The sequence below is a fragment of the Nocardia sp. Tas62D01 genome (genome assembly GCF_055232035.1).
The window spans coordinates 8,543,537-8,556,622 of record NZ_JBUYUZ010000001.1; the positions used below are offsets into that span (position 1 = coordinate 8,543,537).

12 protein-coding genes and 1 pseudogene are annotated in these 13,086 nt (G+C 67.1%); 7 read left to right on the forward strand and 6 right to left on the reverse strand.

From position 1 onward, the window contains the following. Positions 1 to 119 precede the first annotated feature (119 nt). From ACV7NQ_RS41445 to ACV7NQ_RS41455, 3 genes are read left to right on the forward strand one after another with little or no spacing between them, the layout of a single operon-like run. On the forward strand, positions 120 to 746 hold the full coding sequence (locus ACV7NQ_RS41445) for a TetR/AcrR family transcriptional regulator (protein ID WP_463364486.1): 627 nt from the start codon (positions 120 to 122) through the stop codon (positions 744 to 746). Between the two features lie 45 nt (positions 747 to 791). Continuing rightward, entirely contained in the window at positions 792 to 1,475 is a 684-nt protein-coding gene (locus tag ACV7NQ_RS41450; protein ID WP_463364487.1) for an enoyl-CoA hydratase-related protein, read from the forward strand. Between the two features lie 43 nt (positions 1,476 to 1,518). Continuing rightward, positions 1,519 to 2,301 (forward strand): crotonase/enoyl-CoA hydratase family protein, encoded by a 783-nt coding sequence (locus tag ACV7NQ_RS41455; protein ID WP_463364488.1) that lies wholly within the window; start codon positions 1,519 to 1,521, stop codon positions 2,299 to 2,301. A 243-nt stretch (positions 2,302 to 2,544) separates the two neighbouring features. Here the strand turns inward: ACV7NQ_RS41455 and ACV7NQ_RS41460 are convergent, their stop codons facing one another. Both ACV7NQ_RS41460 and ACV7NQ_RS41465 read right to left on the reverse strand, forming a co-directional pair. After that, positions 2,545 to 2,700 (reverse strand): hypothetical protein, encoded by a 156-nt coding sequence (locus tag ACV7NQ_RS41460; protein WP_463364489.1) that lies wholly within the window; start codon positions 2,698 to 2,700, stop codon positions 2,545 to 2,547. 58 nt (positions 2,701 to 2,758) lie between these two features. After that, the gene (locus ACV7NQ_RS41465) at positions 2,759 to 3,646 is read right to left on the reverse strand and encodes a dihydrodipicolinate synthase family protein (RefSeq protein ID WP_463364490.1); all 888 of its coding nucleotides are present in this window, start codon (positions 3,644 to 3,646) and stop codon (positions 2,759 to 2,761) included. A gap of 70 nt (positions 3,647 to 3,716) precedes the next feature. Here ACV7NQ_RS41465 and ACV7NQ_RS41470 point away from each other — a divergent pair, with 70 nt between their 5' ends. Beyond that, positions 3,717 to 4,604 carry a LysR family transcriptional regulator gene (locus ACV7NQ_RS41470; protein ID WP_463364491.1) on the forward strand — a complete coding sequence of 296 codons (888 nt, stop codon included), beginning with the start codon at positions 3,717 to 3,719 and terminating at the stop codon, positions 4,602 to 4,604. Positions 4,605 to 5,080: 476 nt separating this feature from the next. Continuing rightward, positions 5,081 to 6,304, forward strand: a complete 1,224-nt coding sequence (locus ACV7NQ_RS41475) for a methyltransferase (protein ID WP_463364492.1) — start codon at positions 5,081 to 5,083, stop codon at positions 6,302 to 6,304. Here the strand turns inward: ACV7NQ_RS41475 and ACV7NQ_RS41480 are convergent. After that, positions 6,268 to 8,277: a polyprenyl synthetase family protein gene (locus ACV7NQ_RS41480; RefSeq protein WP_463364493.1), complete on the reverse strand. Its 2,010-nt coding sequence runs from the start codon at positions 8,275 to 8,277 to the stop codon at positions 6,268 to 6,270. The genes ACV7NQ_RS41475 and ACV7NQ_RS41480 overlap by 37 nt on opposite strands. A gap of 474 nt (positions 8,278 to 8,751) precedes the next feature. Between ACV7NQ_RS41480 and ACV7NQ_RS41485 the strand changes: the two genes are divergently transcribed. After that, entirely contained in the window at positions 8,752 to 8,946 is a 195-nt protein-coding gene (locus ACV7NQ_RS41485; RefSeq protein WP_463364494.1) for a hypothetical protein, read from the forward strand. A gap of 182 nt (positions 8,947 to 9,128) precedes the next feature. Here the strand turns inward: ACV7NQ_RS41485 and ACV7NQ_RS41490 are convergent, their stop codons facing one another. Further along, positions 9,129 to 9,701, reverse strand: coding sequence for a TetR/AcrR family transcriptional regulator (locus ACV7NQ_RS41490; protein ID WP_463364495.1), 573 nt, complete (start codon positions 9,699 to 9,701; stop codon positions 9,129 to 9,131). 91 nt (positions 9,702 to 9,792) lie between these two features. Here ACV7NQ_RS41490 and ACV7NQ_RS41495 point away from each other — a divergent pair, with 91 nt between their 5' ends. After that, entirely contained in the window at positions 9,793 to 10,800 is a 1,008-nt protein-coding gene (locus ACV7NQ_RS41495; protein WP_463364496.1) for an aldo/keto reductase, read from the forward strand. 318 nt (positions 10,801 to 11,118) lie between these two features. On the opposite strand, the pseudogene ACV7NQ_RS41500 reads toward ACV7NQ_RS41495, so the two are convergent. Further along, positions 11,119 to 11,601 (reverse strand): annotated as a pseudogene (locus tag ACV7NQ_RS41500) (MerR family transcriptional regulator); the annotation flags it as partial. Positions 11,602 to 11,944: 343 nt separating this feature from the next. Beyond that, a complete protein-coding gene (locus ACV7NQ_RS41505) occupies positions 11,945 to 13,045 on the reverse strand; it encodes an MBL fold metallo-hydrolase (RefSeq protein WP_463364497.1) in 1,101 nt (366 codons plus the stop codon). Positions 13,046 to 13,086 lie beyond the last annotated feature (41 nt).

Below are 13,086 nucleotides of genomic sequence, written 5' to 3' on the forward strand. Positions count from 1 at the left end.
GTGCTCACTGGCAATGTGCTGTGAGCAGTTGCCCCACATCCAGATACCGACCGAAGCGCAGCAGCAGCACGGCGTTGACGAACCCATAACAGAGCAATCGCTCTGTTATGGTATTCGGTATGCCTCGTCCCCGGACCCACGACCCGGACACCGTGCTCGACGCCGCGGAGTCGTTGGCGGCGCGGTCGGGTCCGGCGGCGGTCACCATTCGCGCCGTCGCCGCGACGACCGGGGTGTCCAATGGCGCGATTTATCACACCTTCGGATCGCGCACGGAACTGCTCGGGCGCAGTTGGTTACGCGCCGCGCGCCGCTATCTCGCCGTGCAAACCGAACTCGTGAACGCACACCTGGCCGCGACATCGCTCGACGAATCGGCCCCGACAGCCGCGATCGAGGCGGTGCTCGCCGCAGCCGAGACGCCTGTCGCGTTCGCCGAGCGCTACCCCGATTCGTCCAAGCTGCTGCACACCGTCTCCCGCGCCGAACTGCTCGGCGACGAACTGCCGTCCGAGCTCGCCGTCGAACTCGCCGGTACCGACGAGGTGCTGGTGGCGCTGCTGATCCGGTTGGCGCGGGCGCTGTGGGGTCGCGGTGACGGCGCTGCCGTCGATGTGATCACCACCTGCGTCGTCGACCTGCCGACCGCGATGCTGCTGCGCCGCGACCGGCTGGCCAATCCCGTTGCGCGCGAACACCTGCGGGCCGCGGCGCGCGCCGTCCTCGCGGTAGGCCCGCCGAACTGACTTCGATCCCGCTCGTCCTAGATCCGCCGGAAAGGAACAATCCCCATGTCGTCCACTCTCACCTACCACGAGAAGATCGCCGTGCTCGACCTCGGCGCCGACGAAAACCGCTTCTCCCCAGCCTTTTTGGAGACGATCAACGCCCACCTCGATACCGCGCTCGCCGACGGTGCCCCAGGTCTGGTGACCACCGCGAGCGGCAAGTTCTACTCCAACGGTCTCGACCTGGACTGGCTGGTCGCCAACGGCGAACGCACCAAGTGGTACATCGGACAGGTGCAGGCCCTGTTCACGCGCGTGCTCACCCTGCCCATCCCGACCGCCGCCGCGCTGCCCGGGCACGCGTTCGGCGCGGGCGCCATGCTGGCCATCGCCCACGACTACCGCGTCATGCGCGCCGACCGCGGCTTCTTCTGCTTCCCCGAGGTCGACATCCGCATCCCGTTCACCCCGGGCATGGCCGCGCTAATCCAGGCCAAACTCACCCCGAAGTCGGCGGTGGCCTCGATGACCACCGGTCGTCGTTTCGGCGGCGTGGACGCGCAGGCCCTCGACATCGTCGACGCGACCGCGGGCGAAGGAGAGGTCACCGCCGCCGCACTGGAACTGCTCGTGCCGTTGGGCGGCAAAGACACCGAAACCCTCGGCGCGATCAAGAACACCATGTTCGGCGCTGCCGCCGCCGCGCTCACCGCCGATGCTCCGTCGGAAATCCCGGTGTCCCGGTAGGTTTCGACACAGTCATCGGAGACCCACGAACAAGGAGACCGACTTGAGCGAGGCAGCCACCCTGGAACGCCGGGGCCACATCGCCGTCATCACGCTGAACCGACCCGAGGCGATGAACGCGGTGAACGCCGCACTGTCCATCGCGGTCGGCGCGGCGCTCGAGGAACTGGCCGCCGACCCCGAACTGCGGGTTGGGGTGATCACCGGCGCGGGCCGCGCGTTCTGCGCCGGCGCCGATCTCAAGGAGCTCTCCCGCGGCAACGGGATCGGCGACCCGGATCACCCGGAATACGGATTCGCCGGACTGGTCCAGCATTTCATCGATAAGCCGCTCATCGCCGCCGTCAACGGCTTCGCCCTCGGCGGCGGCACCGAGATCGTGCTGGCCAGCGACCTCGCCGTGATGAGCCAGGACGCCTCGCTCGGGCTGCCGGAGGTCAAGCGCGGTCTCATCGCCGCCGCGGGCGGACTGCTGCGGCTGCCCAGGCAAATCCCGCCCAAGATCGCCCTGGAAATGGCGCTGACCGGCACCCCTATCGACGCCCCGGCCGCCGCGCTGTGGGGACTGGTCAACCGGGTCGTTCCCGCCGACCAGGTCTTGCCCACCGCCCTCGCCCTCGCCGACACAATCGCCGCCAACGCCCCACTGTCGGTCCGTGCGTCGAAGCGGATCGCGCACCGCGTCAACGACTTCGGCTCCGATTGGGATTTCCCGATCTGGCAGATGAGCTTCGAAGAGGGCGGCCCGGTGTTCGTCAGCAAAGACGCGATGGAGGGCACGCTGGCGTTCGCCGAGAAGCGCGCACCACGGTGGCGCGGCGAATGACGATAGCGCGTACAACGCCTCCGCGAGAACTCCTGGCGTTCAGTGTAATCCGGAACCGCCCGACGCGGCGTCGGTGAGGCGCTTGTCGAAGAACGCGAAGATGCGATGCCCGGCGTCGCGGCTCGCGTCCTCGTTGTAGCCCAGGCCGGTGACCCCGCAGTATCGGGTCCCCAGGGAAGACCTTGGCGAAGCCGTGTGTGGCTGCGGGATAGGTCTTGATGTCGTGTTCGACGCCGAGGTCGGTCAGCGCGCGATCGAGTTTGCGTGGTGCGCCGACGCGTGAGGGTCGAGCTTGGCGTAGATGGCCACCACCGGGCAGGCGGCCGGAGTGGATGTGTCGCTGACGGTTTCGCCCTGCGACCACGTCACCTGCGCGTTCGCGCCTGGCGCGTTGGTCAAGATCGATGCGTGGATGGGACGGGCTTAGCACCCGAACACGTTGGGCCACCGAACCGAATCAACGTGACTCTGCGAGCAGTTTCATCGTTTGCGTGACCGAGTCCGATTCGGCGGAGAGCAGGGGTAAGCGGACGTCCGGGGTGGGGATTCGGCCTTGGGCGTGGAGGACTCCTTTGATCACCGCGGGGTTGGGTTCGCTGAATGCGGCGGCCGACATTCGGGCCAGCGCGGCGCCCGATTCGCGGGCTGCCGCGTGGTTTTCGTTGCGCCAGGCGGAGATCAGGGCGACGAATGGTGCGGTCGTCAGTTGCGCCGAGGCGAGGATCCCGCCGAGGGCGAGCAGTGGGGACAGCAATTGGTCGTCCCCGGCGAGTACGGCGAAGTCCGGGGGCAGATCGCCGAGCAGGTCGACCGTTTGGGCGTTGATGTCGCCTGTCGCGTATTTGACGGCGGCGACGCGCGGCAGCTGACCGAGCTGGCGCAAGGTTGTGGCGCTGAGGGATCTGCGTGTGCGGTAGGGGATGTGGTAGACGATCAGCGGGACGGGGCTGGTCGCGGCGAGCTGGGTGAAGTGCGCGAGGACGCCCGCTTCCGAGGGGCGGGTGTAGTACGGCACGGGGACCAGTGCCGCCGTGATCTCGGGGTGGGTCGCGAGTTCTTCGAGCGCGGTGGCGGTGGCCCGAGTGTTGTTATCGCCCGTGCCGACGATCAGCGACGCGTTTCGGGCCCGGCATGCAGCGGCGCACACCTCGATCACCGCGCGTTTCTCGGGGGCGTCGAGAGTGGCCGGTTCGCCGGTGGTGCCCAGTGCGACGAGTCCGGACGCCCCTTCGTCGAGCACGCTTGCGGCCAAGGATTCCAGCGCGTCGAGGGCAACGTGTCCGTCGGAGGTGAACGGGGTGACGAGCGGGACGAATATCCCCCGCAGCGATTCGTGGAGAGCCATGGTTCCAGCCTTTCCCACGCGACAGTACAGGTCTAGTTCGCATTTGTGCCGTCGAGCATAAGCTGAGCTGATGCTCGATGTTCGCCGGTTGCGGCTGCTGCGAGAACTCGCCCGACGAGGCACCATCGCGGCCGTCGCCGACGCCATGGCCTTCACCCCATCCGCGGTGTCCCAGCAACTCAGTGCGCTGGAGCGGGAAGCCGGCGTCGCGCTGCTGCAACGCACCGGCCGACGGGTGACACTCACTCCCGCCGGTCACACCCTCGTCGGGCATGCCGAGGCCGTGCTCGCGCGGCTGGAAGAGGCGCGCGCGGACCTGGCCAACACCGAGGCCGGGCTGACCGGACCACTACGGATCGGCGCTTTCCCTTCCGCGACCCAGGCATTCATCCCCGCCGCGCTCAGCGCACTGGCCGCCGCCCATCCCGGCCTGGAACCTCGAGTGGCAGAACTCGATCCAGCACTGGTGGCCGACGCGCTACGCACGGGCGAACTCGATGTGGCGCTGGTACACGACTACGACCTGGTCCCGTTCCCACCGGAAGCCGGGGTGAGCAGCGAGCCGCTTTACAGCGAGATCGTGTTCCTGGCCTCCACCACACACCACCCCGCGACCTCCGATATGGTCCTCGATGCCTGGCGAGACGAGCCGTGGATCGTCGCTACCACCGGCACCCGATGCCACACCATGACCATCCGAGCCTGCCAGGCGGCCGGATTCCTCCCCCGCATCCACCACCAAATCGACGAGTTTTCAACAGTTTTGGCGTTCGTCGCCGCAGGCCACGGCGTAGCACTGATACCAGAACTCGGCGCCGCGAACCCACCACCGAACGTCACCCTGACCAAACTGCCGATCTCACGCCACACCACAATCGCGTTTCGCGCAGGCGCACAACAACATCCAGCCATCATCGCCTTCACCACCGCCATGCAAGCCACCCTCGCCCGAGCATGAACGCGGCCCTTGCCGCCACCGTGATCCGCGCACCCGTGCTGGGTGAATTTCGGTGTCGTTGCGAGGGCGTGGCAGCGTCGACCACTCGGCAGTGATCCAGTCCGTCTCACCACGTTATGGAGCTGACGTTGTCGGCAGCCGTCGACGAGCTGCTGGGCTGACGTAGCGCCCCCGGTCGGGTCAGTGCGACGCGAGCACAACGGCGCGGCATGCGTGTACAGCGGTGGGATGAACACGATTCCTCGCGACCCGATCGGCCCAGCGCGTGATCCGTATGCGAGTCTTAGTGGGTATCCCGGTGAAAGGACTGCTCGTGACGCTCGGCATGGTCCTCGGCGACTCCTCGGTTCGCGCTTCGACGCGGGACCGGTAGGCCTTCTCTTCCTCCGACCCCGATCGGGTCTGACACCGGCTGTTTCCGCTCCTCGTCGAAGTGCTCTCCGTGCCCATGCACGTTCGATCACGAGGAGTACTCGATGTCCACCGTTCACTGGACCGAAGCCGACGTCAGCCGCAGTGCGCGTTGGCATTCCGAGAGTGCGGCGCCGATGCCGCGGCAGGTTGCCGTTGCCGACGACAGCATGCGTGCCGACACCGCATACAGGTTGGCCTGCGAGGGCACGGCGCTGCTGTGGCGGGGCGATTTCCACAACGCGCGCCAGCTGCTGCAGGCGCTGGGTCGCCGCATCGATCGCACGACAACGCCGCCGGGTGGTAGCCCGGCCGAATCCTTCCACCTCCATCGCCGGGCCCGCGGCCATCGCGCACGCGTGCTGGGCAGGCTGGTGGTGGAGTTGCCGAGCGACTACACCCTCGCGCTGCGGCGAGCACCCGATGTGCGGCAGGTGTGCACCGAGACCTACGGTGGGCCGGGAGAGCCGATGATGATCGCGTTCACCGAACTGCTCGGCGCCATCGGGGCGCACGAGTGGCGCGTGAACGGCGTCGATGTGCCCGCGCTTGGCGCGCGCATCCATCCGCATTACGGGGTGTTCTCACCCGTGCGCGGTGAATACGTCGACCTTGTCGCTCGGGCCCCGCTGCCCGCCGGTACCCGCACCGCCTTCGACCTCGGCACCGGGACCGGCGTGCTCGCCGCCGTGCTGGCCCGCCGCGGCATCGAGCGAGTCGTGGCCACCGACATCAACCCGCGCGCGCTGGCCTGCGCGCGCGACAACATCAACCGGCTCGACCTCACCGACCGCATTGAGGTGATCGGTCCCGACCTGTTCCCGGACGGTCGCGCCGACCTCATCGTCTGCAACCCACCCTGGTTACCCGCGCGCCCGACCGCTGCACTCGAACAGGGCGTCTACGATCCGGACAGCGCTATGTTGCGTGCATTCCTGAATGGGCTTGCCGCCCATCTGGAATCGGGCGGTGAAGGCTGGCTCATCCTGTCGAACCTGGCCGAGCGCCTATGGCTCAGAACCCGCGCCGAGCTGATCGACGGCATCGCATCGGCGGGCCTGCGGATAGTGGATCGGATCGACACCCGACCCCGACACACCAGACCGCGTGACACCGCCGATCCGCTGCATGCCGCCCGCGCCGGGGAAGTCACCTCGTTGTGGCGTTTGAGCGGCGAAGCACTGAGGGGCGTCCCGCGCGACCACCACGGTGGATCGCGAGTGACACCCGGCTTCGCCCCGGCTGCGGGGGCCTACGGCGCGGCAGGAGCCGGTTCGGCGGCCGGGTAATAGATCTCACGGCGCAAGCGTTCCAAGTCCGGCGCTGCGGAAGCGGAGGTTTGCGTATACCGATCGCTCTGATGCGCGCGGAGCGCCACGCTTGTCATCTCGTAGATCGACACGTATTCCTTACCCCGGCCCGACAGGCCTGGAACCATGCGGAAGAGCGCGGGCAGGTAGCGGATCACCTCGTTGAGCTGGGCGCGCTGATCCGCCACTTGGCGCTGCACCTGCTCGACGGCTTCGCGGCGGGTGCACCCGGTCTCGTGACGGATCGCCCTGACCAGGTTGTAGGGGACTTGGTCTGCCTCGTCCTGATCCAACCCCACCAGGTCGTTCTCCACGAAGGTCACCCAGAAGGCGAGTTCCTCGAGACGGCGGATCACGGGGTGGTTGCGCAGCCTCGAGGGCAGCTCCCGGTCCTGGTGCACCTCTATGCAGGCGAGGGCGATTTCGATCCCACTGGTCGACATCCGCAGCGGCAGGTAGTCGGCCGTGGAAGGGATGTAGCCATTGATGCGATGGTGCGCTTCGCGTTCGGCGGCTTCGAACCACTCCTCGAGACTGTCGAGGAACCGCTCCTGCCAGCGGGTGCTCCGGCCCTCGCGCAGGCGCGGCCACAAACTCGCCCACGCCGTCGGGATCGCGCCGGGCCGCCACGGTGTCTCCGGGTCCTGGCGCAGCGTAGCCACCAGGCCACGCCTCAGCGCGGTCACGGCTTCCGGGTCCCTCAGCCGTGGATCCTCGAAAAGGTCGTCCCACACCAAGGACAGCATGGCCAGGCCGGCGGTGGTCTGTTCACGGGCCGCGTCCGCCGGGGCCAAGATTTCTGCCGCCGGGAACCGCAGCACTCCTGCCCATCGGTGGTGGTGGTCGAACTCGGCCGAGGTGACGGCAAGGCCGGTATCCACCATCCAGCTCCTCACCCATCGCGTGAGCTCCTGCGGGAGCGCATAACTATGGGCCGCACGTGGCTGTGTCACCTGCGGCGGGACCGCGGGCAGCGGAGTTCGCCGATCGAGTACGGACCGGGCATAGGCGATCATCGCGTGGCGGGCGCTCGGGTGAGCGGGCACAGCGGCGAGCTGACCGGCAGCCTGGTCCATGAATTCATCGGCCATCGCCTGTGCCTCGTCCACGGCACCGGAGGCGATGACGAGCTCACGGGCACGTGCGGCTTGCTCACGCGTCATCGCTCTGCGCAGCAGGCGGGCAAGGTCCCGGTCGCGGGCCGCCGCGCGGATCACGGGAAGTGTGTAGATGCCCTCGGGTAGATCCGCGTTGACGGGCTTGCCCATTTCTTCGGGGGTCGAGGTCAGGTCGAGGATGTCGTCATACAGTTGGTAGGCCAGCCCGAAGTGTCGGCCGAACAGGGCCAACGCCTCTTCCTGATTGTCGGGGCGGCCGGCCTGCATCGCGCCCACCCGGCATGCCAGCGACAGCAGCACCGCCGTCTTGCCGTCGATCGCGTCCAGGTAGGACTGCTCGCTGCGGGAGGCCACGTAGAGGTCGGCGGCCTCGATCACCATGCCTTCGCACATCTGCTCACCCGCGATCGCCCCCGCGAGAACTTCGCGATGGCCGATTTCGGCCAGCATGCGCGTGCCCGAGGATGTCACGCAGTCCCCACCCAACACGGCCATGTGCGATCCCCACACCGCGTTGGCGTTGGGGCGGCCTCGGCGCTGGAAGGCGTGATCGATGACGTCGTCGTGGTAGAGGGACCCCAGATGCAGCAACTCCATGGCGGCGGCGGCGCGCACCGCCCGGTCGTCGGCCGGGGCGGCGGGATCGGTGAGCAGGTAGTACGACAGCAAGGTCAAGGTGGGACGGACCAGGCGGCGAGAGGTGTCGGGTCCTTCGTCTGTGAGTGCGGTCAGCTCAGGCCTGCCCCGCAACTGCACGGGGCCGAGAACGTCACGGACGCGGTCCAGGTCCGCATCCAGATGCGGGAAGACAGCGGAATCGATTTCACGTGGCACGTGGGCACTCCTGACTGGTTACATCGGTCATCTACAACACCGCCGATCAATGGCAATTTGACACCACCATCACACGGAAGATGTTGGTATCGACCAATTTTGACGTCTCCGTCACAGGGGTGATGTCGGTTGGTGAGTGCCGTTGGGGGCGAGACCTCCCCGATCAGCGTTGACTTCCCTGTAGAGGGGATCCGCGGTCTCGCGCGACAGCGTCGAGCGTGTCGGTGGAGGGGGGCGAGGAGCATCCACGCGGAATCCGGCGGTAGCGCGAATCGAACTGGGCGTTTGCTGTCGGACGGCCCCCGGCGTAGCCGGTAGCGCGCATAGTTTTCAGAGTCGACAAACTCCCGGCCGGTCAAAGTGCTAGGTCGACCGTTCGAGTTACCGTGCATAGTGCGGGTCGCCGTAGCATCGGCGGAAAAGCAACGGAAATGCCGGTCAGAGGCGGTCTTTCGCACTGATAGGTGTGGCGCTTTGGTCGATGATCCGGGCCGCGTTCGGCGAGTTCTACGGGAACCCCTACCCGCATCGGTGCTCGCCGATCTCCTCGGACTCCACGACACCACCGCAGTCCGCTGGGTCGGCGTCGCCAAACGCGACTGGCACAGCTACCTGGCCCAGCGCCGAGCCAACCTCGACCGACCAGGGAATAGCTCAGGTCTGGAGTAGGTACCTACTCCAGACAACATTGGGTGAAAACGCGATGGAGACAACAGCTTCGTGAGGCCTTCAGAGCGGCAACGCACGCTATGCGGCATGTGCGCGCATTCCTGCACCAACGACGGCCCAGACCGATGGCCTGTCAGGAATCCGATCCGGTGATGTTCCACCCGCGCCTGTATGGAACCCGGCTACGGTGGTCGAAGCCCGTCGAAGGTGGTGGTTATCGCGCGTAGTCGCCGCTCTGTTTCCCAGCCGTAGTACTCGGCGGCGGCGCTCAGGCCGTATAGCGCTGCGAGGATGTCGGTCAGTTCGAGATCCGCGCGCACCGCCCCGGCAGCCTGCGCGGCGGCGAGCAGTGCCGAGAGCACCGCACGCATATCGGCCGCAATACCGGCCATCACCTTGGAGCCCTCTGCGCCGGATTCGGCCTTCGCGACGGTGACGCCCATATGCTTTTTCACTGCGGCTTCGGCCACCACTCGATCCATGACATCGAATAGCGCGGTCCGCGAATCACCTTGCACAACCAGCATTCTCGCCTGTTCGACCAGCCGTTGCATACGCGCACCGATGATGGCTTCGACCAGTTGCTGCTTGGTCGGGAAGTGCCGATAAACGGTGCCGACACCGACCCCGGCGGCCTTGGCGACCTCTTCGATCGGGACGTCAATACCCCGCGCCGCGAACACCGACTCTGCTGCCTGCAGAACTCGGGCTTGATTGCGTTGGGCGTCGGCGCGCAGTGGGCGACCGGCCGTCACGGCGCCAACCCTTTGACAAGCGGAATCTGCATTCCGTATCGTCTAAGCGGAATCATAATTCCGATTATATCGAGAGAGTGAGGACGCACTCATGCACTATCTCCCGCTAGGCAGATCCGGTCTGAAGGTTTCCGGGATCAGCCTGGGCACCATGAACTTCGGCAACTCCGCGTACTTCGCCAGTTGTGATGAGGCTGAGGCGCGGCGGATCGTCGACCGATTCCTGGCAGCCGGGCATAACGTGATCGACACTGCTGACGCCTACAACGGCGGCGAGTCCGAGCAGATCGTCGCCCGCGCGGTACACCGGTGCCGCGATCAGGTCGTGATCTCGACGAAGGCATTTCTGCCCCAAGGGGATGGACCGAACAATCGTGGACTGTCGCGGGCGCATCTGACCCGGGCGCTGGAGGCGAGCCTGCGCCGCCTGGACACCGATTACATCGATGTCTACTACTGCCACCAGTGGGACCCAGACACTCCGATCGAGGAGACCATGGCGACCCTGGACGGCTTCGTCCGATCGGGAAAGGTCCGCTACCTCGGGTGCTCGAACTTCACCGCCGCGCAGATCGTCGAATCGCAGTGGGCCGCAGAGCGAGTCGGCGGCACTCTGTTCACCGTCCTGCAGGCTCAATACTCTTTGGTCGCGCGGTCGATCGAGGCGGAGATCCTACCGACGTGCCGGCGGCACGGGCTGGGTGTGACCGCGTGGAGCCCCTTGGGATCCGGGGTGCTTACCGGCCGCTATCGTGATACCGCCCCGGCAGACAACACCCGGTTGGGCCGGCTACTGGCCTCGGCGGTGCCGATGGCCAACCGGTGGGCCAGTGACCTGCTTACCGACGGGAATCTGCGCATCGCCAACGAAGTCTCCCGCATCGCTGTAGAACTGGGCACAACTGCGGTTGCCGTTGCACTGGCCTGGGTGCGCGGCCGAGCGGACATCACCTCGATCATCATCGGCCCCCGCACGCTCGAACAGCTTGACCAGAACCTCGCCGACATTGAACTCCCCGCCGAACTCACCGAACACCTCGACCGCCTGTCGACTTCCACTAACAGCCCGGTCAACGGCATGCTCACGAACCCAGCCTGAACGGCGACCTACCTGCAAGATGCTTGTGGCCGGAATCTGATCGCGAATTTCGACAGGGCCGCACTCTGCGCCCGACGTCGGGCTGCAGATGCCACCGCTCAGAAGGCTCCGCGCCGAGCCCGTCACAGTAGTCCGTCGGATGTCTGTGAATCCCGGGCCGCTAACGAGTCGGACACTCCCAGGCTTGGATTGAATGGGAGTCGCGCCACCAGTGCGAGCCGGCCAGCACGCCCAGCATGCCGATGAGCGCTGGCCGAAGCAGCGGAACGCTCCAGTTTCCGTGGCGCATCGCCTCGGCTACCTCGTTGGCTGCCCCCGCTACGTCTGATCGAGCAGGGTGAGGTAGGCGTCGAGCTGGGTTGCACCGGCGAGAAGGTTGCGGCTGCGCGTGGTCAGCCGGTCCTGCCAGGAGTCGAGGAAGGCGCTCAACGCGTTCGCCCCGCCCGCCTTGCGCAGCGAATCGATGAACTGCGCGACCTGGCGCAGCAGGTACCCGCCTCGGCGCAGCTGTCGTGCAATCTCGGCGTCGCGCACGCAGTCCGGTCCGTGTTCGCGGTAACCGGTTGCCCGGTCGCGTTCGGGGCGCAGGATGCCCTCGGTCTCCCAGGCGCGCAGCGTCGCCGGGTGCACGCCGAGTCGGCGCGCGAGTTCGCCCACGGTCAGCGGTCGGCCGTTGACAGGGGTCGGTGTCGTGGTGGACAGGCTGCCAAGGGCCGTCGCGACCTCGGTGCGGGTATCGCGTTCGGCGAGCAGCGCGACGTGCGCGGCGTCGATGAGCCGGTAGGCGGACTCGGTGTCGCCGATCAACCCTGGCCAGCGGATCTTGGCCTACCGCCAACCGCTGTACCGCTGCTACTCAACCTCGGATACACTCCGCCGCGGCCCCTTTCCGGCGTATTCGGTTCCCACCCGAAGTATGCCGGGGCGATCGAAGAGCCCTACGCCGCGGCGCTGACCGACGCCGTGCACGAACCGGCGGCGGAGGAGGAGGCGCTGTACGCTACGCCGAGCGGGTAGCCGGCTGCTTTCCGCTGCACAGGACTCCGCCCGTCGCAACGCGTTTCGGCAGCCTGCGGTATGAGTGCCCGGCTGGCTCACCCCTTGCAACACCTTTCAGTGGTGCGAGCGCCCGGCTCGGTGAAACTTACAGCGGGAAGGTCAGTCGCTGCGGGCTGAGGTAGTCGACCGGGTCGTGTAGTGCGCGCAGTTCCGGGCGCCTGTCGGGAGCGAGTCGCGCCAGTTCGGCATGCAGTGGGGTGTCGTAGGTGGCGGCGGATGCGGTGAGGCCGGGAAGCCAGTTGTCGTGGTGGCTGGGGACGAAGAGTTTGGGGCGGAGGGTCTCGATATAGCGGCGGGGGTCGCGGAGGCCGTTCGTGAGTTGGTTGAAACCCTGGATGGCGCCGATGTGGACGTCGGTGGGTGCGAGGGCCTCGAAGACCTCGAAGACGTGCGGCGCCTTCTCGGTGAGTGGGCCTGCGGAGTCGTGCCAGACCAGGGTGAAGCCCGCGACGCGGAATTGGTAGAGCACGACGCCGTTTTCGGCGTCACGTAGCCGCGGCAGGCTCTGTAGCACCCCGTCGAGGGTTGGTGGGTGTTGCACGAGCGTGCGCAGTTCGGGCATCGGGAAGAACGGGGATGCGGGGTCGGAACGGTCCGGAGCTGTTGGGGCAGAGTGCAAGTGCCGGATGGCAGTGACCGAGACAATGCCGACGGTGAAGTCGTGCCGTTCGCCGATCGGGGTGTCGGCGTCTCCCAGCGCGGCGATGGGGAAGGTCGGTTCCGAAACCTGGGCTCGGATGGCAGCGCAGTGCTCGGCGGTACCGTGTACGACCGCACCGGAAGCCTGCGCGATCCGGCCCGCGTCGCCGGCGTGATCGAAATGGCCGTGCCCGATGAAGATCGCCTCGGGTCGCAGGTCGGCCAGGTCCTGCGGCGTGGCAGGCACGTACCCCGAGCTGGTGAGCCGGGGCACCCACGCGTCGAGCAGGAACACCGACCCGCCGATCGCCGCCGCGTATGTGGTGCAGCCCACCCACGACAGCACCACGCGGTCGGCACGCACCGCGCCGGTTTCGGGATCGACGGTATCGTCGCCGAAGAAACGCTTGCGCGCCGCAATGGTTCGCGCCTCGCTCGGCTCGGCCGATGCCTCGAGACGACCCGCTGCCGGCAGGAGCCCGGCACCGAGCGCCCCACCGAGGATGGAGCGCTTACCGAGCAGGGCGCGCGGAGAGATATTGCACACGCAGGAAGCTGATCACGGAATCACGACGCGGGCAAGACACC

What these genes read in the sequence shown, in the direction of transcription:
- ACV7NQ_RS41475 (WP_463364492.1), top strand. Translation starts at nt 5,081, where the DNA reads ATGTCCACCGTTCACTGGACCGAAGCCGACGTCAGCCGCAGTGCGCGT.
- ACV7NQ_RS41495 (WP_463364496.1), top strand. Translation starts at nt 9,793, where the DNA reads ATGCACTATCTCCCGCTAGGCAGATCCGGTCTGAAGGTTTCCGGGATC.
- ACV7NQ_RS41450 (WP_463364487.1), top strand. Translation starts at nt 792, where the DNA reads ATGTCGTCCACTCTCACCTACCACGAGAAGATCGCCGTGCTCGACCTC.
- ACV7NQ_RS41445 (WP_463364486.1), top strand. Translation starts at nt 120, where the DNA reads ATGCCTCGTCCCCGGACCCACGACCCGGACACCGTGCTCGACGCCGCG.
- ACV7NQ_RS41465 (WP_463364490.1), bottom strand. Translation starts at nt 3,646, where the DNA reads ATGGCTCTCCACGAATCGCTGCGGGGGATATTCGTCCCGCTCGTCACC.
- ACV7NQ_RS41470 (WP_463364491.1), top strand. Translation starts at nt 3,717, where the DNA reads ATGCTCGATGTTCGCCGGTTGCGGCTGCTGCGAGAACTCGCCCGACGA.